This window comes from Pseudomonas sp. GW821-FHT01E05 (genome assembly GCF_059422425.1).
The window spans coordinates 1-21,837 of the sequence record NZ_JBWKWW010000011.1 but is presented as its reverse complement, the minus strand read 5'-3'; the positions used below and the strand labels follow the sequence as shown (position 1 = coordinate 21,837).

Annotated in this window: 19 protein-coding genes and 2 pseudogenes; 9 read left to right on the top strand and 12 right to left on the bottom strand. The window is 59.3% G+C overall.

The features are described from left to right. Nucleotides 1-157 precede the first annotated feature (157 nt). The 3 genes from AC07W5_RS22535 (at nt 158) to AC07W5_RS22525 (ending at nt 3,979) form a co-directional block, all read left to right on the top strand. A complete protein-coding gene (locus AC07W5_RS22535; protein WP_494994652.1) occupies nt 158-994 on the top strand; it encodes a CvfB family protein in 837 nt (278 codons plus the stop codon). Between the two features lie 439 nt (nt 995-1,433). Next, nucleotides 1,434-2,885 (top strand): NCS1 family nucleobase:cation symporter-1, encoded by a 1,452-nt coding sequence (locus AC07W5_RS22530; protein WP_495024359.1) that lies wholly within the window; start codon nt 1,434-1,436, stop codon nt 2,883-2,885. Nucleotides 2,886-3,049: 164 nt separating this feature from the next. After that, complete coding sequence (locus AC07W5_RS22525) at nt 3,050-3,979, top strand: DMT family transporter (RefSeq protein ID WP_495024358.1); 930 nt, start codon at nt 3,050-3,052, stop codon at nt 3,977-3,979. On the opposite strand, the gene AC07W5_RS22520 is transcribed toward AC07W5_RS22525, so the two are convergent. Beyond that, nucleotides 3,927-5,105, bottom strand: a complete 1,179-nt coding sequence (locus AC07W5_RS22520; protein WP_494994655.1) for an MFS transporter — start codon at nt 5,103-5,105, stop codon at nt 3,927-3,929. The genes AC07W5_RS22525 and AC07W5_RS22520 overlap by 53 nt on opposite strands. Before the next feature lie 103 nt (nt 5,106-5,208). Between AC07W5_RS22520 and ptrR the strand changes: the two genes are divergently transcribed. Next, complete coding sequence (gene ptrR, locus AC07W5_RS22515) at nt 5,209-6,102, top strand: putrescine utilization regulator PtrR (protein WP_494994656.1); 894 nt, start codon at nt 5,209-5,211, stop codon at nt 6,100-6,102. A gap of 139 nt (nt 6,103-6,241) precedes the next feature. After that, nucleotides 6,242-6,367 carry a PA1414 family protein gene (locus tag AC07W5_RS22510; RefSeq protein ID WP_494994657.1) on the top strand — a complete coding sequence of 42 codons (126 nt, stop codon included), beginning with the start codon at nt 6,242-6,244 and terminating at the stop codon, nt 6,365-6,367. 114 nt (nt 6,368-6,481) lie between these two features. Here the strand turns inward: AC07W5_RS22510 and AC07W5_RS22505 are convergent, their stop codons facing one another. The 7 genes from AC07W5_RS22505 to speB form a co-directional block, all read right to left on the bottom strand. After that, nucleotides 6,482-6,631: a hypothetical protein gene (locus AC07W5_RS22505; protein ID WP_494994658.1), complete on the bottom strand. Its 150-nt coding sequence runs from the start codon at nt 6,629-6,631 to the stop codon at nt 6,482-6,484. After that, nucleotides 6,631-6,882 carry an acyl carrier protein gene (locus AC07W5_RS22500; protein ID WP_495011662.1) on the bottom strand — a complete coding sequence of 84 codons (252 nt, stop codon included), beginning with the start codon at nt 6,880-6,882 and terminating at the stop codon, nt 6,631-6,633. Before AC07W5_RS22500 ends, AC07W5_RS22505 begins: the two co-directional genes overlap by 1 nt. A gap of 298 nt (nt 6,883-7,180) precedes the next feature. Further along, on the bottom strand, nt 7,181-7,906 hold the full coding sequence (locus AC07W5_RS22495; protein ID WP_495011663.1) for an MBL fold metallo-hydrolase: 726 nt from the start codon (nt 7,904-7,906) through the stop codon (nt 7,181-7,183). A 100-nt stretch (nt 7,907-8,006) separates the two neighbouring features. Then, on the bottom strand, nt 8,007-9,386 hold the full coding sequence (locus tag AC07W5_RS22490; protein ID WP_494994661.1) for a sodium:solute symporter family protein: 1,380 nt from the start codon (nt 9,384-9,386) through the stop codon (nt 8,007-8,009). 168 nt (nt 9,387-9,554) lie between these two features. Continuing rightward, on the bottom strand, nt 9,555-11,066 hold the full coding sequence (locus tag AC07W5_RS22485; RefSeq protein ID WP_495011665.1) for a purine-cytosine permease family protein: 1,512 nt from the start codon (nt 11,064-11,066) through the stop codon (nt 9,555-9,557). 55 nt (nt 11,067-11,121) lie between these two features. Further along, the gene (locus tag AC07W5_RS22480; RefSeq protein ID WP_495011666.1) at nt 11,122-11,544 is read right to left on the bottom strand and encodes a YybH family protein; all 423 of its coding nucleotides are present in this window, start codon (nt 11,542-11,544) and stop codon (nt 11,122-11,124) included. A 9-nt stretch (nt 11,545-11,553) separates the two neighbouring features. Continuing rightward, nucleotides 11,554-12,504: an agmatinase gene (gene speB / locus AC07W5_RS22475; protein WP_495024357.1), complete on the bottom strand. Its 951-nt coding sequence runs from the start codon at nt 12,502-12,504 to the stop codon at nt 11,554-11,556. A gap of 273 nt (nt 12,505-12,777) precedes the next feature. Between speB and AC07W5_RS22470 the strand changes: the two genes are divergently transcribed. Together AC07W5_RS22470 and AC07W5_RS22465 are read left to right on the top strand one after the other, a co-directional pair. Then, a complete protein-coding gene (locus tag AC07W5_RS22470) occupies nt 12,778-13,671 on the top strand; it encodes a LysR family transcriptional regulator (RefSeq protein WP_494994665.1) in 894 nt (297 codons plus the stop codon). Between the two features lie 13 nt (nt 13,672-13,684). Further along, complete coding sequence (locus tag AC07W5_RS22465; RefSeq protein WP_495024356.1) at nt 13,685-14,287, top strand: tRNA-uridine aminocarboxypropyltransferase; 603 nt, start codon at nt 13,685-13,687, stop codon at nt 14,285-14,287. Nucleotides 14,288-14,419: 132 nt separating this feature from the next. Here the strand turns inward: AC07W5_RS22465 and AC07W5_RS22460 are convergent, their stop codons facing one another. The 3 genes from AC07W5_RS22460 to AC07W5_RS22450 all read right to left on the bottom strand — a co-directional run bounded on the left by AC07W5_RS22460 (nt 14,420) and on the right by AC07W5_RS22450 (nt 19,479). Beyond that, nucleotides 14,420-15,775, bottom strand: coding sequence for an HlyD family type I secretion periplasmic adaptor subunit (locus AC07W5_RS22460; RefSeq protein WP_495011668.1), 1,356 nt, complete (start codon nt 15,773-15,775; stop codon nt 14,420-14,422). A 168-nt stretch (nt 15,776-15,943) separates the two neighbouring features. Continuing rightward, complete coding sequence (locus tag AC07W5_RS22455; protein WP_495024355.1) at nt 15,944-18,103, bottom strand: type I secretion system permease/ATPase; 2,160 nt, start codon at nt 18,101-18,103, stop codon at nt 15,944-15,946. Between the two features lie 17 nt (nt 18,104-18,120). Further along, a complete protein-coding gene (locus tag AC07W5_RS22450) occupies nt 18,121-19,479 on the bottom strand; it encodes a TolC family outer membrane protein (RefSeq protein ID WP_495024354.1) in 1,359 nt (452 codons plus the stop codon). Nucleotides 19,480-19,704: 225 nt separating this feature from the next. Here AC07W5_RS22450 and AC07W5_RS22445 point away from each other — a divergent pair. Next, nucleotides 19,705-19,913: pseudogene (locus tag AC07W5_RS22445) on the top strand (hypothetical protein); the annotation flags it as partial. Nucleotides 19,914-19,917: 4 nt separating this feature from the next. Here AC07W5_RS22445 and AC07W5_RS22440 read toward each other — a convergent pair. Then, nucleotides 19,918-20,100 (bottom strand): annotated as a pseudogene (locus tag AC07W5_RS22440) (hypothetical protein); the annotation flags it as partial. Between the two features lie 728 nt (nt 20,101-20,828). Here AC07W5_RS22440 and AC07W5_RS22435 point away from each other — a divergent pair. Next, nucleotides 20,829-21,837, top strand: a 1,009-nt coding sequence (locus AC07W5_RS22435; RefSeq protein ID WP_495024353.1) for a VCBS domain-containing protein, incomplete at its 3' end; no start/stop codon positions are given.

Sequence of the window (21,837 nt, the reverse complement as noted above, 5' to 3'; positions counted from 1 at the left end):
GAAAGCCACTCGATTGGTCTGACGAGCGGGCCCGCATTTGCCCCCAAGGCCAGGAAAATCAAGGCCCGCGGAGGTTTTTCATCTGCCATCCGGCTGGTCGCAGAACTGTACCGGCAAACTCGGGTAGAATGCCGCCCACGCAATGAGGGTATTGGAAATGGCTTTAGTCGGGCGCTACAACAGCTTGCAAGTGGTTAAACACACTAACTTTGGTTTGTATCTGGACGGTGGGGCGGACGGTGAAATTCTGTTGCCCAATCGTTATATTCCCAAAGATATTCCCAGTGAAGATGAAGACTGGCTCAACGTTTTTATTTATCTGGACAGCGATGACAAACTCATCGCAACTACTGAAAAGCCGAAAGTTCAGGTCGGCGATTTTGCCAGTCTGAAAGTCGTTGAAGTGAACAGTATCGGGGTTTTCCTCGATTGGGGTCTGCCCAAAGACCTGCTGCTGCCGTATTCCGAAGAAAAACGCCAGATGACGGCCGGCGAATATTGCGTGGTGCATGTCTACCTCGACAAACACACCCGCCGTATTACCGCCACCGCGCGCCTTGACCGCTACCTGGACAAAACCCCGGCTAACTACCAGGTCGGTCAGGAAGTTAATTTGCTGGTGGCCGAAGCGACCGATATGGGTTTCAAGGCCATTATCAATAACAAGCACTGGGGCCTGATCCACAAGAACGAAGTGTTCAAGTTCATGCGCGCCGGCAAGGAGGAGAAAGGCTTCATCAAAGAAATCCGCGCCGACGGCAAGATCAGCCTGAGCCTGCAGCCGGTGGGTGAAGAAGCGTCCAGCAGTCTGAACTCGAAGATCCTTGCCAAGCTGCGCGAAAACAACGGTACCTTGCCGGTCAGCGACAAGAGCGACCCGGCGGTGATCAGTGGCTTGTTTGGCGTGAGCAAGGGCAACTTCAAAAAGGCCATTGGTGCGCTCTACAAGAACGGACAGATCGTGATTCATGCCGACCGTATCGAGCTGAGCTGATCCCGAGGGCCGGTAAGCCCGCTCCCACGGACTGTGCATAACCTGTGGCGAGGGGGCTGCCCCCCTCGCCACAGGTCTTGTGTCCTGCTATCGGCTTAACGGGGGCTTACCCGAAGCGCTCAATACTTTCCCTTGTCTGTTGTATACAGTTCTACTGTCTATCTCCCTTCCCCCATCTCAAGCCTTTCATGCACTGTTAACAGGCGCTTGCGCACTGTCTATGGGCATTTAGCCGGCGAAGTGTTTGCTGTCGATCCCCTGAATCAATTGCCGGTCAGCCGTTTAAACACCTGCCTTGCAGCCATATAAGCCACAGGTTTTAACGGTATGGCACGCATTCTGCGTACTGACTCGTATACAAACTGTGCCAGCTCCCGTACGCAGTGTGATTGAAAGGTCAATCGCGAGGGCTGAGCCTGTACTTTCGAGGAGTCACGCGATGACCGAGCAACTACCCAACGGCTATAGCCCCCGCCTGTATAACCAGGACCTGGGGCCGCTGCCGCAGAAATGGAACTGGTACAACATCTTTGCCTTCTGGATGAGCGATGTGCACAGCGTCGGCGGCTATGTGTTCGCCGCCAGCCTGTTTGCCCTGGGGCTGGCCAGCTGGCAGGTATTGATCGCCTTGCTGGTCGGGATCTGCATCGTGCAACTGATTGCCAATCTGGTGGCCAGACCGAGCCAGCAGGCAGCGGTGCCATATCCGGTGATTTGTCGCTTGGCCTTTGGTGTGTTCGGGGCGAATATTCCGGCGGTGATTCGCGGCTTGATCGCGGTGGCCTGGTACGGGATTCAGACCTACCTGGCCTCCAGCGCACTGATCATTGTGGTGCTGCGGTTTTTCCCCGCGATGGCGGCTTTTGCTGAGCCGCATTTTGCCGGGTTGTCCTACCTTGGCTGGTTCGGATTCCTGAGTCTGTGGTTCGTTCAGGCGCTGGTGTTCTGGACCGGTATGGAGTCGATCCGGCGTTTTATCGACTGGGCCGGGCCGGTGGTCTACGGCGTCATGTTCATGCTGGCCGGCTGGGTTGTCTGGAAGGCCGGCTGGAGCAACATCAGCTTCACCCTGGCGGAAAAGTCGCTGTCCGGCTGGCAAGCTTTCGGCCAGGTGATCGTGGCGACGGCGCTGGTGGTGTCGTATTTCTCCGGGCCAACCCTGAACTTCGGCGATTTCAGCCGCTATTGCCGCAGTATGCGGGACGTGCGGCGCGGCAATTTCTGGGGCCTGCCGGTGAATTTCCTGGCATTCTCCCTGGTGACCGTGGTGATTGTGTCCGGAACCCTGCCAGTGTTCGGCGAGATGCTCCACGACCCGATCGCCACCGTGGCGCGAATCGACAATAACGTGGCAGTTTTGCTGGGCGCTTTTGCCTTTGTCACCGCGACCGTTGGCATCAACATCGTCGCTAACTTCGTCTCGCCAGCCTTCGATTTCGCCAACATCGCACCGAGCAAGATCAGTTGGCGGGTCGGCGGCATGATTGCTGCCGTGGCCTCGATCTTCATCACGCCGTGGAACCTGTTCAACAATCCGCAAGTGATCCACTACACCCTGGATGTGCTGGCGGCGTTCATCGGGCCGTTGTTCGGGATTTTGCTGGTGGATTACTACCTGATCAAAAAACAGCAGATCGAGGTCGACGCGTTGTTCGATGACAGTCCCAACGGACGTTATTACTACAACGGCGGGGTGAACTGGACCGCCGTCAAGGCACTGGTGCCGGCCACCGTCGCGGGCATTGCCATCACCTTTACCCCGGTCTTGCTGCCGATGGCTAATTTCGCCTGGTTCACGGGCTGCTTGCTCGGCGGTTTGCTGTTCTATGTCCTGGCGCGGCGCGAGCAGGCACCGCTGCGGGCAGCACAGGCCACAGCGGTTTCTCGCTGAGGCGCCTTGCTTCGCGCAAGTTGGCACAGCAACGCGGTTCGTCACTAAACGTCAACAGGCCCCTATAATCGACAGCACATAATTCTTCGCCCCGGACTCGCTCCGGGGTTTTGTTGTTTCTGTCGAGTAACTGCCATGTTTTTGTTTGTCTTCGAGGTTTTGCGGTGATCGCCACACGGCGCAGCGCCGATGGTTTTGCCCTGCAAGTGATGCTGGGTCTGTGCCTGATCTGGGGCGTGCAGCAGGTCATGATCAAATGGGCGGCAGCGGACATCGCACCGGTCATGCAAGCGGCCGGACGCTCTGGAATCTCCGCGGTATTGGTCGCATTGCTGATCTTCTGGAAAGGCGGTTGGGAACAGGTCGGCAGCACCTGGCGGGGCGGTCTGCTCGCTGGCAGTCTGTTTGGCCTCGAGTTTCTGTTCATTGCCGAAGGCCTGAAGCTGACTACCGCGGCGCATATGTCGGTGTTCCTCTACACCGCCCCCATCTTCACCGCGTTGGGTGTGCACTGGCTGTTGCCGAGTGAGCGACTGCGGCGGTTGCAATGGCTGGGGATTCTCCTTGCGTTTGTCGGCATTGGATTCGCGTTTGCCGGCGGTTTGTCGTTGGACAACCTTGATAAACGGATGCTGTTGGGGGACGCGATGGGCGTATTGGCCGGGGCGGCTTGGGGCGCGACCACAGTAGTGGTGCGTGCTTCACGTTTGTCAGAGGCGCCGGCGACCCTGACGCTGTTTTACCAACTGATCGTAGGCTTCGTCGGTCTGCTGGTGATTGCCGCCCTGAGCGGGCAGATCAGCCATGTCAGCCTGACCACGGTGGCTGTGGCCAGTGTGCTGTTCCAGGGCCTGGTGGTGTCGTTCTTCAGTTACCTGACCTGGTTCTGGCTGTTGCGTCGCTACCTGGCGGCGAATCTGGCGGTGTTCTCCTTCATGACGCCGTTGTTCGGCGTCACGTTCGGCGTGCTGCTGCTGGGTGAGCCGCTGAGTTTCAACTTCGTGGTCGGTGCCGTGCTGGTGTTGCTCGGCATCACCTTTGTCAGCGCAGAACAGTGGATGCGGCGTCGTTTGCACAAAGCTCTCGGGCAATGACTGGGCGCAACAATAGCCCACCACCCAGCAGCAACCCGGTACCGGCAATCATCAACCCTGGTTGCAATCCTCCACTGAAATGGCTGCTCAGCGCTGCCAGCAACGGCCCGCTGAGCTGACCCACGGCGAAACAGGCCGTCAGCAGCCCGGCGTTGCGTTGGGTGTTGTGGGGGGCCAGTTCCCGTGAGCGTTGCATCACCAGTTGCATGCAGGCCAAAAACGGCGTGCCGCACAGGATCACACCCAATGCCAGCCCAAGACCATTGCCCAGCAGGCAAGCGAACACCCCGGCGGCTTGCAGCCATAAGGTCGCAATCAACCAATGCCGGGTGGTATTCGGGTTGTATCGACGCAAACTGACCAGCACCACGCCAGTGGCCGCGGCCAGGCCGAAGCACGGCCAGAACAGGTCGGCCTGCCATTGCCCGTGAAAGTGCGCGCTGGCCATTTGCGAAAGGAACGTCGCGGGAATGATGTAGCCCAGACCGTATAAGGCGTAGATCAAACCCAGCCGGGGAATTGCGGCGTTGCCCGAGGCCACGGTTGTGGGCGCCACGGTCATGCTGGCTGCCGGTTGCGGCAGGATCGGCAGAATCACCAGCAGCATCAGCAACGCTACACCGGCATACACCAGCCACAGCGTGGCCGAACTTTGCCCCATCAGGTTCGAGCCCAGTGCCAACAATCCCGTAAGAAAAATCCCCAACCCTGGTCCGGCAAATACCAATGCCCCGAGTCGTGGACGCCCGGCTGCGACGGCCAGCGGCTGACTCAGCGCAGTAATCATCACCAGCACCCAGGCGCTGGCCACGCCGGTGCCGAAGCGCAACAGCAGATGCGACCAGAAACCCGTGGCCCAGAACGAAGCCAGTGTCAGCAATACGCACAACCACAGACCGCCGAGCAAACGGCGACGAACCTGCTCAGGGCGGCGGGCGAACATCGCGTCCACTGCGCCGATGAAGTAACCAAGGTAGTTGGCCGCAGCGATAAGCCCGGCGGCGGTCAGATCGATCTGACCTTCGCTGATCAAGTGCGGCAACTGCGGGGTCAGGGCGAAGCGGCCAATTCCCATGGCCATCATCAGGGCGATAAAACTGGCCAGTAAGCGAATCAGAGGTGACATGGTCTGGATTCCTGCAAAGGAGCAATGACCGTCAGGCTAAGACTGATTGACTTTCTTTAAAAATGAATAATAGTGAGTAACTTGTTCATTTTTGGAGAAAGGTGTGGAGTTCAGCCAATTACGCATTTTCCAGGCTGTTGCAGAGGAAGGTTCCATTACCCGGGCGGCCGATCGGCTGCATCGGGTGCCGTCCAATCTGTCGACCCGGCTCAAGCAGTTGGAGGAACAACTGGGCGTCGAACTGTTTTTGCGTGAGCGTCAGCGCTTGCAGCTTTCACCTGCGGGTAAAGTCTTGCTGGACTACACCGCGCGGCTGTTTGCCTTGCACGACGAAGCCCATGCGGCGGTGCAGGGTGGTCAACCGGCCGGTGACTTCGTGCTGGGCACCATGTACAGCACGGCTGCGATTCATCTTCCGGCGTTGCTGGCGCGTTATCACCGCACCTACCCGGCGGTGAACCTGCAGGTGCAATCCGCTCCCAGCGGTGAGCTGCTGGAGGGCTTGCTTGCCGGTCGGCTCGATGCGGCACTGGTGGACGGCCCGCTGGAGCTGGCCGGGCTCGACGGTGTACCGCTGTGCGAGGAAAAACTGGTGCTGATCAGCGAGGCTGATCATCCGCCGGTACGCAGTGCCCTGGATGTGCAAGGGCGTTCGGTGTTTACCTTTCGTCAGGGCTGTTCTTACCGGATGCGTCTGGAGGCGTGGTTTGCCAATGATCACGCGGCCATGGGCCGGGCGATGGAGATCGAGTCGTATCAGGGGATGCTGGCCTGTGTGATTGCCGGTTCCGGTGTGGCGTTGATGTCGGAATCGATGCTTGCCAGCCTGCCAGGGCGAGAAAGCGTGGCGGTGCACCCGCTGGCCGAGCCGTTCGCCAGCGCCACCACCTGGCTGATGTGGCGCAAGGGCATGGTTGGCGCCAACCTCAATGCCTGGATTGAGCTGCAACAGGCGGCCAGACCGGTTCAGGCGCTGGAAACCCGGGCCAGCGCCTGAGTGTTTCCCAGCACATTCGAACTAATTCTGTAACAGTTCATTGTCATACCGGGCGAGCATTGCGTAGGACTTCGGACTATTATCTGTATGAAGCGGCTACAGAATCCCGGTCGCTCAGCACTACCCTGAAGGGGGCACCATGAAAGAGAAACTACAAAACTGGCTCCACGACCTCGGTGTTGCTCTCGGCCTGATTGAACCGCCTCTGCAACCCGTGCCAGTGCGCACTGACGACGAGCAGCGTCGGCGCCAGCAGCGCAGGTAAATGATCGATGGCTGAGCCATCCTGCGCACTGCGCAGGAACCCCTGCATCATGCGAAAAAAAGGCCCGGCTTCCTGCTGACTGATCAACGGGAACCAGGCCAAAAACCTCATTTTTTAAAAGCGCGGCTTGATGGTCTTCCATTCAGGTTTGTAGCGCTGCGTCTGTTTCACGCCGTCGCGCTGACGAATCCCACCGCCTGATTTTATGACCGCTTCACGCCCCGAGCCTTTATACCAACCCGGCGTTGCCAGCAACGCGGACATTAGTGCCGGGAAATCTCCAGCAGAAACCGGCACAAGTCATTGGCCGTGGTCGCGCTCTTGAGGAGCTGATCTTCCTCGCTGGTAAACGCACTCAGCTCAAACTCGTCCTCCAGGCGGAAGATAAGGTCCTCGATATCCTGTTTGTCCAATCCCAACTGCTCCAGGCTCACGCCGTCATCGAAATCCTCGTTGCCATCCAGCAGACGACTGATGAAGCGATGCACGGCATTACGAACGGCTGCTCTTTTCATGGTCATTCCTCGCGCGGCTCAGATGCTGCTGGTCAGGCGTGAAGGAATGATCGGCAGCGTTTTTTCAGGAGTGAACCCGCGGGAGGGGGCGGCGATTTCAGGAACGGCGGTTCTTCGATGGGGCGGCAGATGATTGATTGTGTTTCAGTGCCGTTCATACACACCTCTGGCAAGGGGAGGTTGTCGTTGTTTTTTGGCCCGTCCAAGGGTTACGCGATAGCTGTCACGAATGACGCTAGCGATCCTTGTACCGTCCTCCTGCAAAAACGGCAGTCGCTAACTGCCAGTACAGCACACATTACTGATGCTGACGGTTCCACTCATCTATCAGTGTGCGCAAGCGCTCTCCGGAAAAACTCGCGAAATGCCCGCCATGCACGGTGCGGATCGGCAGTTCGCGCAGTCGCTGAAGGCTTTTCGCGTAGTCCTCGAGATTGGAGTGGTAGGCGTTTTCGATCAACGGACCGTCATAGATGATGTCGCCGCTGAACAGCGTGCCGGTGGCCGCCTCCCAGAGGCTGATACCACCCGGTGAATGGCCGGGAGTGTGCAGCACTTGCAGTGTGCGATTACCGAGGTCGAGCACGTCGCCTTCTTCGATCAGACGGGTGGCGGGCGCAGCCCTGACCCGGTATTCGGCGTAGCACAACGGGCAATCCGGATGGGCTTCAAACATGTCGTCGCCGACGAAGGCGGTGGCCAGGGTGTTGTCACCATTGGGCTCGGCGAGGATTTGCGCTTCAGCCGGGTGGACCAGGCGTTCGGGGAATTCGTGATGGCCGGCAATGTGGTCGAAATGGCAATGACTGGCCACTGCCAGCAGCGGTCGTTCGGTGAGCCAGGGCAATTGCTCGCGCAGGCTGACCAGCCCGGATCCGCTGTCCACCAGCAGGTCTTTGTCGCGGCCCTGGATATGCCACAGGTTGCAGCGGTAGAAGGGGCGGATATACGGCTCGTGAATCAGGCGCACACCGTCGCTCAGGGTTTTGACTTCGAACCATTGATCGCGGCTGACGATTTTCATTGGGGGCTCCTCAGGGGGGAAAAACTTCAGGCGAAAAAAAGGGTACGGCAACCGACGCCGTACCCATCGAAGAAAAAGGTAAACCGTTGTTACGCTCAGATTAGATCGCGTTGGCCACTGCCACCGGGCGAGGGGACAGCAGGCTGACCAATACGAAGCTGATCAAACCTACCACCAGGCTGTAGTAGATCGGCGTGTTGGCATCCAGACCGTCCTTGACCATGAACGCCAGTGCAGTGACAAAGCCCAGACCCATGCTGGCGATTGCTCCGGCGGTGGTCGCACGTTTCCAGAAAATGGCACCCATCAGCGGGATCAACATGCCGCCCACCAACAGGTTGTAGGCCAAGGTCAGGGCGCTGATCACGTCGTTGACCACCAAGGCAATACCCAGCACCGCGATACCGGTCAGCAGGGTGAACAGACGGTTGATGCTCAGGCTCGACTGTTTGCCGCCGCGCAGTCTCGGCAGCAGGTCTTCGGTCAGGGTGGTGGAGGCGGCCAGCAGTCCGGCACTGGCGGTGGACATCATGGCCGCCAGCGCTGCGGCGATCACCAGACCGCGCAGACCGTCCGGCAAGGACGCTTTAACGATCGCTGCGAAGGCATTATTAACGTTGTCCAGATCTGGCAGCAGCACGTGAGCGGCCATGCCGATCAGGGCGCAGGCCAGGCCGTAGGCGATGCAGTAGAAACCGGCGAAGGTGCCCGCGTATTGCGCGACTTTTTCATTTTTGGCGGTGAACACTCGCTGCCAGATGTCTTGGCCGATCAGGATCCCGAAGAAGTAGATCAGGAAGTAGGTGATGATCGTGTCCCAGCCGATGGTGCTGAAGCTGAAACTGGACGCTGGCAACTTGGTGACCAGCTCATCCCAACCGCCGACGCGGTACAGGCAGATTGGCAGCAGGACAAACATCAGACCGACAGTCTTGATCACGAACTGGACGATATCGGTCAGGGTCAGCGACCACATGCCACCGATGGTCGAATAGACCACGACCACGCCACCGCCGAGCATTACCGAGATCCAGAACGGCAAGCCGAACAGCACTTGCAGCACGGTACCGATGGCGAGGATCGAGGTCACGCCGATCATCAGCGCGTACGCCAGCATGATCACTGCGCTAGCCTGGCGGGCCATCGGGTTGTAGCGTTTTTCCAGCACTTGGGTGACGGTGAAGATCCGCAACTTGAGCAGCGGTTTGGCCAGGAACAGGTTCAACGCGATGATGCCACAGCCCAGTGCGGCGCAGAGCCAGAAGCCGGAGATCCCGTGGACATAGCCCAGACGCACGGTACCGACCGTCGACGCGCCGCCGAGTACGGTAGCGGCCATGGTGCCCATGTACAGCGTCGGGCCGAGGTTACGACCGGCCACCAGGTAGTCTTCGTGGGTCTTGGCCTTGCGCATGCCGTAATAACCGAGCACCAGCATACCGGCGGCATAAATGAGAACAACAAATAAATCCAAAGCCATTACAGCGTGTCTCCGATTGTCTTTTTTATGTGGAACGTAATCGAGCTCTGCAGGAGCAGGGGGGGGGCGCCTAGCTCTTGCCCGCGAAAAGAGAGGCGCGGTACTGCATGCCAACCGCGTTATCTTTCATCGCGGGCGAGCCTCGCTCCTGCAGGTAGGGGGGCTTAATCAGGCTGCTTGTCTTAGTTCAGATTTGGCGCGCGAATCCGTGTGCTTGTTGCGTGGATCGTTCGGTCCGAAAACCAGTGTCGGCTCCGGGAACAGGCTCAACAGCGTCAGGTACACCAGCGATGCCAGACCCAGGGTCACCGGCAGGCTGATATCGATGCCGCCAGCCAGATTGCCCAGCGGGCCGACGAACTGCCCCGGCAGATTGACGAAGCACAGACCGACCATTGCGCTAGGAATCCAGGCACCCAGACCACGCCAGTTCCAGCCGTGCTGGAACCAGTAGCGACCGCCCTGTTCGCCACGGGTGAAGACTTGCAGGTCATCCGGGCAGTAGAAGCCACGACGCACCAGCAGACCGATGATCATGATCACCATCCACGGGGTGGTGCAGGTGATGATCAGTACGGCGAAGGTCGACACGCTCTGCACCAGGTTTGCCGCAAAGCGTCCGATGAAGATGAAGGCAATCGACAGCACGCCAATCAACAAGGTCGCCTTGACTCGCGACAACACCCGTGGGAACACGCTGGACATGTCCAGCCCGGTGCCATACAGCGAGGTGGTGCCGGTGGACATGCCGCCGATCACCGCGATCAGGCACACCGGCAGGAAGAACCAGCTCGGTGAAACCGCCAGCAGGCCGCCGACATAATTGTTCGCCGCAATGTAATCCGGTGCCTTGATGGCAACGATGGTCGCGGTGGCGAGGCCGAACATGAACGGAATCAGCGTGGCGATCTGCGAGATGATCACCGCCGCCATGATCCGGCCTTTCGGGGTGTCCCGCGGGATGTAGCGGGACCAGTCGCCGAGGAACGCGCCGAAGGAAATCGGGTTGCTCATGGCCACCAGCGCGGCACCGATAAAGGCTGCCCAGAAACCTGGCTGGCCGAGGCTGACGCTACCGGCAAAGTTAATGTCGAAAGGCCCTGCGAAGGCGAAGATCCCCAGCAGGAACAGCAGGCTGGCGCTCCACACCGCGATCTTGTTGACCCACAACAGGAAGCGGAAACCGTAGATACACACGGTCAGTACCAGAATCGCGAACAGACCGTAGGCCAGGGCCAGGGTCAGGTCGTTTTCCGGAACGCCTATCAAGCGCTTGGCGCCGCCGATCAATGCATCACCCGAGCTCCACACCGAGAGCGAGAAGAAGGCGATGGCGGTCAACAACGACAGGAATGAGCCGACGACCCGACCGTGCACACCGAAGTGCGCACCGGAGGACACCGCGTTGTTGGTGCCGTTGATCGGACCGAACAGGCCCATCGGCGCGAGGATAATCGCGCCGAACAGTACGCCCAGCACAATAGCCCAGACGCCGGCCTGAAAGGACAGGCCGAACAGCACCGGGAAACTCCCGAGCACCGCAGTAGCAAAGGTGTTGGAGCCACCGAAGATCATTCGAAAAAGATCGATCGGCCTGGCGGTACGCTCATGGTCCGGGATCTGTTCGACCCCGAAGGTTTCAATAGTGTTGATGCTTTGTTCTTTGTTGTTGTTATTCATGATCTGCTCCGATCATCAAGGCGCGCTCATCGTGCGTGAGCGTCACCTGTGTTGGCTAAGGGGAGGGCAGTCTTTCCGGCATTGCGGACAAATGTTCGTGGCAGGCCAGCCAACGGCCTTGTTCTTCTTTGCGAAACCCCTGTTTTTTAAAAAGAATGGTTTCGCGTTCCTGGCTAAAAAGTTGCTCCCCTTGCATGCGCAGCTCGGTGGCGACGTCATGAATAAAAATCGCCACATCACCCTGCAGGCTGACGAAGGCGTTGCTCGAGGTGCACGAAAGCACCTCGAAGCCATCCTCGCGGCGCCAGTTGTCCCACAAGGCCTGGTAAGCATCGCGCGACAGCAATGGCGTTTCGAGGGTGTAGAAAACGAAGCTGGCATCGGCGCTAAACGCGCCGAAGTAGGCTTCGCGATCGTTGCGGGCAAAGGCCGACACCAGTTCTGCGGCGGCTTCCAACACCTGATCACGTTCGCTCATGGTCATTCCTCAGCGGTGGGTCACACCTGGCAGTACGCAGAGCATTTCGTACAGCAGGTTGGCGCCCAGCAGCGAGGTGTTGCCGGTGGTGTCGTAAGGCGGCGAGACTTCTACCAGGTCGCAGCCGATCAGGTCGAGCCCTTGGCAACCACGAATGATCTCGATCGCCTGGATGGTGGTCAGACCGCCGATTTCCGGGGTGCCGGTACCAGGTGCCCAGGCCGGGTCGATGCCGTCGATGTCGAAGCTCAGGTACACCGGACCGCCGCCGACTTTCTCGCGAACTTCAGCCATCAGTGGCGCCAGCGAGTGGTGCCAGCATTCTTCGGCCTGAACCACACGGAAGCCCTGTTTACGGCTCCAGTTGAAATCTTCAGCGGTGTAGCCCTGAGCCCGCAGACCAATCTGCACCACGCGGTCGCAGTCCAGAAGGCCTTCTTCCACGGCGCGACGGAAGGTGGTGCCATGGGCGATCTTCTCGCCGAACATGTGATCGTTCACATCGGCGTGGGCATCGATATGCACCAGACCGACTTTGCCATGCTTCTTGTGAATCGCACGCAGGATCGGCAGGGTGATGGTGTGGTCGCCACCCAGGGTCAGCGGGATAACGTTGTGGCTGAGGATATCGTCGTAGGCTTCTTCGATGATGCGCACGGCGTCCAGCAGGTTGAAGGTGTTGATCGCCACGTCACCGATGTCGGCAACCGACAGCGAGTCGAACGGCGCGGCACCGGTGGCCATGTTGTACGGGCGGATCATCACCGATTCAGCGCGGATTTCACGTGGGCCGAAGCGGGTGCCGGCGCGCAGCGAGGTGCCGATGTCCAGTGGGACGCCGACAAAAGCAGCATCGAGCCCTGCCGGTGATTGCAAGTGGGGAAGTCGCATCATGGAGGCGATGCCGGCGAAGCGCGGCATTTCGTTGCCGCCCAGTGGTTGGTGAAAAATTTTGTCCACGGGATAAGCCTCATCGTTGTTTTATTTGTCAGGAGGCGATTGTGCAGAAATGTAGTGAACGGGAAGAATCGCTACTGGCAAATACTTAGTTCAGATTTTTCTAAACTAATGGTTGGTAGGGGATTAGACTTGATCGTTCCCACGCTCCGCGTGGGAATGCCTCCCCGGACGCTCCGCGTCCAGCTCTGTGGATCTGACGCAAAGCGTCACTGGCTGCATTCCCACGCGGAGCGTGGGAACGAGCTTTGAACACATTTTCCAGGTGGAGCCCCCATGGCCAACGCTTTACCCGACCTGAAACTATTGCGCATCTTCGTCAGCGTGGTGCGGCATCAGGGGTTTGCCAATGCTCAGCAGGAGCTCAACCTGTCGACGTCGGCCATCAGCACTTACATGAGCCAGCTCGAAGCGGCGTTGGGCCTGGTGCTTTGCCATCGCGGCCGGGGTGGTTTCAGCCTGACCAGCAAAGGTGAATTGTTCCATCAGGAAACCCTGCGCCTGCTCGGCGAACTGGAAGGTTTCGAGCAATACGCCGCAGCGCTCAAGGGCGAATTACGTGGCACCCTTAACCTGGGGGTGATCGACTCGACCGTCAGCGACAAGGCCCTGCCGTTCGCCGAAGCGATTGGTGCCTACAGCCAGGAACACCCGGCGGTGCATTTGCACTTATCGGTCATGAGTCCCTATGAGCTGCAGCTCGGGGTTCAGGACAATCGTCTGGACCTGGCTATCGGTGCGTTCTCGACTCGCATGAGCGGGCTGGTCTATATGCCGCTGTACCGCGAGCAGCACTGGCTGTATTGCAGCAATCGCCATCCATTGTTCACCGAGCGACGTATCCCTGAGCAAGTCATCACCCAGCAACGCATGGTCGGTCGCGGTTACTGGAGCCAGGCCGAACTGGCTCGCCACGGCTTCAAGCACAGTGCGGCGACGGTGGAAAGTATGGAGGCGCAACTGATTCTGGTGCTATCGGGTGCCTATATCGGTTATCTGCCGGAGCATTACGCCCAGGCATGGGCCGACAAGGGGGATTTGCGCGTGCTGCTGCCGGCGACCTTTGGCTATCAGGCACCGTTCTCGATGATCGTGCGCCGTGGTCGCAGCCGCGAACCGCTGATCCAGACCTTCCGCGACTTGCTCAAAGCCCAGCTCAACCAGGCCTGATCGGGAGAACCTCATGTCCAGAAGCCAATGCGCCCGTTGCCTGCGCCCTGAAACCCACTGCCTGTGCCCGCTGATCCCGCAAATGGACAGTCGCACCCGAGTGCTGCTATTGCAGCATCCCAGCGAGGTGAACCATGCGCTGAACACCGCACGGCTGGCGGCGCTGGGCTTGAACAATGCCGAGTTGATCGTGGGGGAGGTGTTCGAGGATTTGCCCGCGTTGTTGAATCCACCCGGCTATCAAGCGCGACTGCTGTTTCCGGCGGATGATGCGCAACCGTTGCAAGCCTACGCTGGGTCGGATCAACCATTGCTGCTAGTGGTGCCGGACGGTACCTGGCGCAAGGCACGCAAGTTACTGCACCTCAATCCGTTGCTGGCGGCGCTGCCCCGCGTGACGCTGGCCGAGGGTTCGGTCTCCCGTTACCGTTTGCGCAAGGCTCCGGGGCCGGGGGCGTTGTCGACGCTGGAAGCGATTGTCCAGGCATTGCAGACCCTTGAAGCCCCGGCCTCGTTCGAGCCGTTGCTGCGACCGTTTGAAGCGTTGATCGATGGGCAGATTAAGGCGATGGGGGAGGAGACTTTTCGGCGTAATCATGGTGAAAGTAAGGGCTAAAGAGATTGTTCCCACGGTCTGCGTGGGAATGCCGCCCGGGACGCTCCGCGTCCGCTCTTGAGGTGACGCAGAGCGTCACAGGATGCATTCCCACGCAGAGCGTGGGAACGATCAACGAACGATCACGTGGGTTTAGCGTTCGCGCATCGCCTCGGTCCGGGCTTTGAGCACCGGTTTAAGCAAGTAATCCAGCACGCTTTTCTCGCCGGTGATGATGTCCGCGGTGGCGACCATGCCGGGGATGATCAGCAGCGGTTTGACTTCGCCGCCCAGATGGTTTTTGTCGGTGCGCACCTGGATCAGGTAGAAGCTGTTGCCCTTGTCGTCGGTAATGGTGTCGGCGCCGATCAGTTCCAGTTTGGCGCTTAACCCCCCGTAGATGGTGTAGTCATAGGCGCTGAACTTGACCATGGCTTTCTGCCCGGGATGAAGGAATGCCACATCCTGCGGACGGACCTTGGCTTCAATCAGCAGGTTGTCTTCCAGCGGCACGATCTCCACCATGTCGCTGCCCGGCTGGACCACGCCGCCGATGGTGTTGACCTTCAATTGCTTGATCACACCGTGCACCGGCGAGACCACGGTGGTGCGGGTCACCCGGTCGTCGATAGCGATGCTCGACGCGGTGATTTTCGACAGGTCGGTGCGTTTTTCGTTGAGCTCCTTGGCGGCGTCCGACCGGAAGCCTTGCACCGATTCATCGAGCTTGCTCTTGATCTCGTTGATTGCCGATTCAGCCCGTGGGATGGCCAGGGTGGTGGAGTCCAACGAGCCGCGAATCTCCACCGCACTGCGTTTGAGTCGAAGGATTTCCACCGGCGAAACCGCACCGGTCCCCACCAGCGGCACCGACATGTTCATTTCCTGTTGCAGCAAACCCAGGCTGGAACTGAACTGGCCCTGTTTGGAACGAAACTCCGCCAACTCCTGGGTTTTTTGCCGAAGTTGTTCCGTCAGTGTGCGTTGCTCGCTGGCCAGGCGGCGTTGCCGTTGTTCGAACAGCGAGCGCTCGTCTTCAGCCACTTGTGGGGCTTTGGCGATGACCTCGTCGGAGAGCTTGAAAGGCCGACCCTCGGCTTCGGCAGACAGTCGCTCGACCTTTGCGATCAAGGCAAAGCGTTCCGCTTCGCTCTCGCCCTTGTTGGACAGAAACCGTGTGTCATCAAGGCGCAGCAGGGTATCGCCCTTGTTCACTATTTGCCCTTCACGCACGAAGATCTCGGTGACGATGCCGCCCTCCAGGTTCTGGATCACCTGAACCTTGCTCGACGGTATGGCCTTGCCTTCACCTATCGTGACTTCTTGCAGCACGGCGAACCTGGCCCAGATCAGCGCGGTGATGATCAGCGCCGCGGCGATCCACACCGTCATCCGCGACCGGCGCGGCGAATCCTGCAGCGATGCTCCGCAGATGTCGGGCATGAATTCGCTTTCTGCGCTTTTGCTGAAGCTGTCGAAATAGCCGCGTGAACCTTGTGAAGCAGACATGGGCGACTCCTGGGGTCTGTTGACGTTTGGTGACGAACCGCGTTGCTGTGCCTACTTGTGCGAGGCAAGACGCGGGATGCCGCTAATGGTTGTTCCCTTGGCAAATCCCGCAACGCAGCCTCGCGCAAGTGGGCTCTCATCGCGGTCGGCACCAAACGTCAACAGACCCTAGACAGCCGCAGAGCCGACTTGGCCCTTGCGCAGTGCATCGATGACCGCTTCTTTCGGACCGTCCGCGACGATCCGGCCGTGGTCCAGCACCACCAGCCGATCCACCAGACTGAGCATCGAGGTGCGGTGGGTGACCAGCAGCAAGGTCTTGCCCTGAACCCACTTGTGCAGGCGTTGGCGCAGAACATCTTCGCTGCTGTTGTCCATGGCGCTGGTGGGTTCGTCGAGCAACATGATCGGCGGGTCGAGCAACAACGCTCGGGCCAGCAGCACCATCTGACGCTGGCCGCCGGACAGCAACTGGCCGCGTTCACCGACGGGGCGATCGAAGCCTTGAGGGTGTTGACGGGCGAGGTCGGTGACACCGGTCAGTTCGGCCACTTCGAGCATCCGCGAGTCGCTGATATAGCGGGCGCCGAGGGTCAGGTTGTCCCGCAGGCTGCCGGCCAGCAGCGGCAGGTCGTGAGCGACATAACCGATTTGCTGGCGCAGGTCGGCGACATCCAGTTGCCGCAGGTCGAGACCATCGAGCAACAGTTGACCTTCTTCCGGTGCATAAAAGCCCATTGCCAACCGCGCCAGGGTACTTTTGCCCGAGCCGCTGCGGCCGATGATGCCGATTCGTTCACCGGGTTTCATGCTGAAACTGATATTGGCCAGGGCCGGTGTGTTTTGCCCTTTGTAGCGGAAGGTCACCTGGCTGACATCCAGCCCACCCTGCAATTGAGTGCGCTCCAGCGGCCGCTGTTTGGTGTCGCGCTCTTGCGGCAGCGACATCAGCGTGTCGGTGCTGCGCATGGTCAGTTGGGCTTGCTGATAGCGGGTGATCAGCCCGGCGATTTGCCCCAGCGGAGCCAGTACCCGACTGCCGAGCATGTAGGTCGCCACCAGGGCGCCGACGCTGAGGTTGCTGGCGATGATGCTGTAGACCCCGGCGACGATGGTCGCCATGCCGGAGAATTGCTGAATGAACAATGTACCGTTGGTGGCCAGCGCCGACAGGTTACGCGCATGGCTGTCCAGTCGGGTCAGTGCGCCGTGGATGCTTTCCCATTTGTGCTGGCGTTCGCTTTCGGCGCTGCAAGCCTTGAGGGTTTCCAGACCACCGAGGGTTTCGATCAGCAGCGCCTGGCGTTCGGCGCCCAGGCTCAGGCTTTTCTGCACAGTGTCGCGCAGGTGTACCTGAATCAGCATGGCGACGAGAATTGTGATAGGGAAGGCCAGCAATGGAATCACCACCAGCCAGCCGCCGAGCAGGCCGATCACCACCAGCATCAGCACGGCGAACGGCAGGTCGATCAGGCTGGTCAGGGTAACGGCGGTGAGAAAATCCCGCAGGCCCTGAAAGTCGTGGATACTCTGGGCAAAGCCGCCGATGGTCGCAGGCTTCGCCTTCATCGACATACCGGTGATGCGCTCGAACAAGGTGGCGGAAAGGATGATGTCGGTTTTCTTCCCGGCCTGGTCCAGCAGGTGGGCGCGGACTACCCGTAGCACCAGTTCGAAACCGGTGCCGATCAGCAGCCCGATGGACAGCACCCAAAGCGTCGAAGTCGCCTGATTCGGTACCACGCGATCATAGGTCTGCATAACGAACAACGGCACCATCAACCCCAGCAGGTTGATCAGGAAACTCGCCAGAATCGCATCGCTGTACAGCCAGCGCGACAGCTTCAGGGTGTCACGGAACCAGGCTTCGACCCTTGGCACCAGTGGTGTGCGCAAGTCTTCGAGTTCATGCCGTGGCCGGGCGAACAGCGCCTGGCCGCTGTAGTCTTCGGCCAGTTCTTCACGGCTGACCCATTGTTCACCGCCCTCGGCTTCGCTCGGCAGGATCAGCACCTTGCCGTCGTCGCCCCAACGCCGCAAGACCGCGCATCGGCCATGTTTGAGAATCAGCAGCACCGGCAGGTTGAGTGCCGAGATAGCCCCCAGCTCTCGGCGCAGTAAACGCGCCTGCAAGCTGGCCCGCGCTGCGGCACGCGGTAGCAAGTCCAGGCTCAGGCGCTGCTGGGGCAGCGGTAATCCGGCGCTCAGGCTGGCGCGGCTGACAGTGCAGTCATGCAGTTTGCAGAGGATCAATAATCCGTCCAACAGCGGGTCATCAAAGCTCTGGCGCGGATCGACACCAGAGTTTGCAGGTTCCATGCTGGTCAAATTGAGCTCTCCTTTACCTACCTCATTTCTGGCAAACGGGCTTCGCTTCTCACTTCTGTTTGTGCGATCGCTTCGGCAGGCACCACTACTTTTTCTTTGTTCAACAACTCGCCCATGTTGGCCAGAACGCGGTACATGGAGAACTCTTCGGTGTAGCGCACTTCGGTATAGCGGCGGTTAGCGTTGTACAGCTCGTTTTCGCTGTCCAGCAGGTCGAGCAGGGTCCGTTGGCCAAGGCCGAACTGGTCCTGATAGGCGGCCCGCACACGGGTGGTGGTTTCGGCGTATTCACGGGTGGTCGGGGTTTGTTTCTTCGCGTTGACCATGGCGTTCCAGGCCAGCGTGATGTTCTCGTTGAGCATGCGCAAGGCATTGTTGCGGATGTCCATGGCCTGGTTGATTTTGTGTGCGTCCGATTGCAGGCGAGCTTTGTCACTGCCGCCTTTGAACAGGTTGTAGTTCATCACCACGCCGACCCGCCATTCGTTGTCGTGGCCCTTGTCACCTTGAATATTGTCGTTGGCACCGACTGCAGCTTCGGCATCGAAGCGTGGATAGAACGGTGACTTGGCAACCTCGTACTGGCTCTCGGCGGCATGAATGTCAGCCTGGGCGGATTTCAGGTACGGGTTGTTCTCCAGCATGCTTTTCCGCGCATCGGGCAGAGTGGCGGGGACTTCGCCTCTGATCGAGGGGAGGGTTTCCAGCTCATCGGGCATGCGCCCGACCGCGCTGAAGAAATTCGCCTTGGCATCGGCCAGGTCGGCTTCTGCAGTATCGAGGTTGTTTTGCGCCAGTGCCCGACGGGCGCTCGACTGATCGCGGTCAGCGTTGCTGCTCACACCGCGTTCGGTACGCAGGCCGATCTGATCGTTGACTCGCAAGTGCGCCTGCAGGTTGTTCTTGGCCAGGGTTACCAGTTCACGGCGCTTGAGAACTTCGAGGTACACCTCGATGGTGCGCAATGCCAGGCTTTCGGCAGTGCCACGAGTAAAGTAAGCCCGGGAGTTGACCACTGATTTGGTCCGCCCGACTTCATTGGAGGTGTTGAAACCATCGAACAGCATTTGCCTCAGACGCAGTTCCGACCGGGTGTAAGTCAGGGTTTCAGTATTGTGATTACCCAACGAGCGGGTGGAGCTGTTGTCGCTGAAGCCGCGCCCGTAAGCGGCATTCAAATCGACGGTAGGGTAGAAGCCCCCTTTGGCAACTTTCACGTCCTCATCGGCAGACAGGCGATTGTTCTCGCTGGCATGCAGTTCCGGATGGTTATCCAGTGTGCTCTGAATCGCTTCGGTCAGTGACATGGCGTGGGCCTGATGTGAACAAGCCATGGCCAATAAAATCGCGCTGCAGAGGGGGTTCGAAACGCCCATAGTCCCTGATCCTGATGGTACTTATCGGTCGCCAAATAATTGACGACCTTTATAGGTCAAACCGTTTCAGGTTTGTAACAGAGAGCTAAGAACATCCTGGAGAGCAGCTAAGAAGAATTTCTCATAAAGCCTATGTCAAAAAAAAACTTATGCGCTCTGCTAAGTCCAGCACGTTGTTCAAACCGAAGGCCCCCTTGATTTATACGCTCCAGGGGCTTTGGCGGTCTGAAGGAAAGTTCAATCACTTTTTCAACATTGGGGCGGGGAAGTGGTAAAGGGGATGGAACCCGACGTGCCGTGGTCGAGGGGGACCGCTTGTTTGTCGGGGATCAACTGGTCACCGGTGCCGAAGGCGCGGTGGTCGTGCATTTGCAAAATGGCCAGAAATGCCCCAGGGACGTGACAGCAGCCTGCAAATGACCTCGCAACTGCTGGTCAGCGGTCCTCTTGGGTCAGCAGCGCCTCCAGGTCATAAGGCGAGACTTCCTCTGGCTTGATCGGGTAACGCCAAACACCCTTGGCATCGGCAAAGCGCCAGAGGGGCGCGCCGTCTTCGGCCAGCACCCCCCGGGCCAGATCATCACCGGGCAACTGCAGCGGGAACAGGCGGTCGGCGGACCAGGGCCAGCATCAAGAGCAGGCAGAAGAACCAGCGCCGGTACAGCCTCAGCCAGCCTACGCCGCCGTCCGGGTTTTCAGCTCATTCGAGCCGCGCCAGTGTTGAGTGCCCATGGCCCTTCCGACCCATTCGCCAAAAATAGATCGCCAGAATACCGACGCTATAGTGCCCACTTGTCGGAATATTGGCGCATTGTACCTTTCCCTCTGGGTAACACCTTTACAACGCCTGACCCGACAGCTAAAAAAAATATCAAACTGATACCAGGAAAGGCCGTTTCCCTGAGTCAGTGCTACCCCAAGACACGGCCCCACCCAGCCATAATTTCAGGAGTCCCTTCCACATGGGTGCTCTCAGTTTATTGCGTGCCATGCGCTGCGCAGCTGCAGACTCGGCCCCACGTTTGCCCAACCTGTCCTGCGATCCGCTCCTCAAGCGCGGCGAACCTCTCCACCATCGCGATACCGGCGCCCCTCTGCCGGCAACGCCCATCCCGGCAGTCGGCTGTCCAGCTGGCCGACGATGTCTGGCAGCCGCCTCGCACCGCTCCTGAACAACCTGAGCGGTACAAGAACGGGACTTCACCCCAATCGCCTCACAGACATCGGATGACGACATCGTGAATGGACAGAACACTGCGCCGGTTTGCTCCAGCAAGGAAGAGTCCGTTTTGTGGCTGTTAGCAGTCCGTAGCGATTCTTAAAAGAACTGGCATTCTCGGGAGAAAGACATGGCTACCACCACAACTACCAGCGGCGGAACCGTCACTTCGTTTTCCAACACGCCGCAAGCCCAGGATGACACCTTCACTACTGGTGTTGTTGGCACGAGCAGCGTGACCATCACTGAAGATCTGCTAGCAGTCGTGTATCTGGATGTCATGTCCAATGACCTCGGCGGCAACGCGAAGACACTCTGGTCACTCGATAACGCGACCAGTGTTTCTACTGACACCAAGGTTTATGCTCCGGCCGACCTCCTGGTCCAAGACACAAGCAGAATTGAGGCGACGAGTTCTGACACCAGTATCAATGGTGCAAAGATCTGGATTACGTCGGATGGCAAGGTCGGCTACGACACCGCTGCCTTGTCGACTGCGTTCAAGGCACAACTCCAGGCGCTTGCTCTTGGCGAGTCCCTGGCGGACAGCTTTACTTATGCGATTCGTCTCGGCAACGGCACGCTCAGTTGGGCCACTGCGACGGTGCAGTTTGCGGGGCGCAACGACGCACCGGTGGTGACAGGCACGGTAACCGGCAATGCCACCGAGGACGGGCAAGCCGTCACGTTGAACGCGCTAGCACACGCCTCAGATGTCGATCATGGCACGATACTCACTGTCGTTAATGTCCCGGCCTCTCTGCCTGCCGGCGTGAGCTATGACGCGACAACGCATTCTTTCACGCTTGACCCGACAAACGCTGCCTATCAACACCTCGCAGCGGGCGAGCCGATGACGGTGACGGTGAGCTTTGGTGTTACCGACGGCATCGCCACGACTCCCGAGTCGGTGTCATGGTCGATCACCGGCACCAACGATGGCCCGGTGGCGGTGGCCGATGCGGTCGCCGGCACGGAAAACCAGACCCTGACCGTCAACGTGCTGGCCAACGACACCGATGTCGATGACGGCCACGTGTTCACGCTGAACTCGGTCAGTGTGCCGGCAAACAAGGGCACGGCCAGCGTGGTCGGCAACCAGCTGGTGTTCAACCCGGGGGCCGACTTCGACCACCTGG

Excerpts from the sequence above, each read along its gene's own strand:
- AC07W5_RS22535 (WP_494994652.1), top strand. The coding sequence starts at position 158 with ATGGCTTTAGTCGGGCGCTACAACAGCTTGCAAGTGGTTAAACACACT.
- AC07W5_RS22530 (WP_495024359.1), top strand. The coding sequence starts at position 1,434 with ATGACCGAGCAACTACCCAACGGCTATAGCCCCCGCCTGTATAACCAG.
- AC07W5_RS22520 (WP_494994655.1), bottom strand. The coding sequence starts at position 5,105 with ATGTCACCTCTGATTCGCTTACTGGCCAGTTTTATCGCCCTGATGATG.
- AC07W5_RS22510 (WP_494994657.1), top strand. The coding sequence starts at position 6,242 with ATGAAAGAGAAACTACAAAACTGGCTCCACGACCTCGGTGTTGCTCTC.
- AC07W5_RS22505 (WP_494994658.1), bottom strand. The coding sequence starts at position 6,631 with ATGTCCGCGTTGCTGGCAACGCCGGGTTGGTATAAAGGCTCGGGGCGT.
- AC07W5_RS22500 (WP_495011662.1), bottom strand. The coding sequence starts at position 6,882 with ATGAAAAGAGCAGCCGTTCGTAATGCCGTGCATCGCTTCATCAGTCGT.
- AC07W5_RS22495 (WP_495011663.1), bottom strand. The coding sequence starts at position 7,906 with ATGAAAATCGTCAGCCGCGATCAATGGTTCGAAGTCAAAACCCTGAGC.
- AC07W5_RS22490 (WP_494994661.1), bottom strand. The coding sequence starts at position 9,386 with ATGGCTTTGGATTTATTTGTTGTTCTCATTTATGCCGCCGGTATGCTG.
- AC07W5_RS22485 (WP_495011665.1), bottom strand. The coding sequence starts at position 11,066 with ATGAATAACAACAACAAAGAACAAAGCATCAACACTATTGAAACCTTC.
- AC07W5_RS22480 (WP_495011666.1), bottom strand. The coding sequence starts at position 11,544 with ATGAGCGAACGTGATCAGGTGTTGGAAGCCGCCGCAGAACTGGTGTCG.
- AC07W5_RS22470 (WP_494994665.1), top strand. The coding sequence starts at position 12,778 with ATGGCCAACGCTTTACCCGACCTGAAACTATTGCGCATCTTCGTCAGC.
- AC07W5_RS22465 (WP_495024356.1), top strand. The coding sequence starts at position 13,685 with ATGTCCAGAAGCCAATGCGCCCGTTGCCTGCGCCCTGAAACCCACTGC.
- AC07W5_RS22460 (WP_495011668.1), bottom strand. The coding sequence starts at position 15,775 with ATGTCTGCTTCACAAGGTTCACGCGGCTATTTCGACAGCTTCAGCAAA.
- AC07W5_RS22450 (WP_495024354.1), bottom strand. The coding sequence starts at position 19,479 with ATGGGCGTTTCGAACCCCCTCTGCAGCGCGATTTTATTGGCCATGGCT.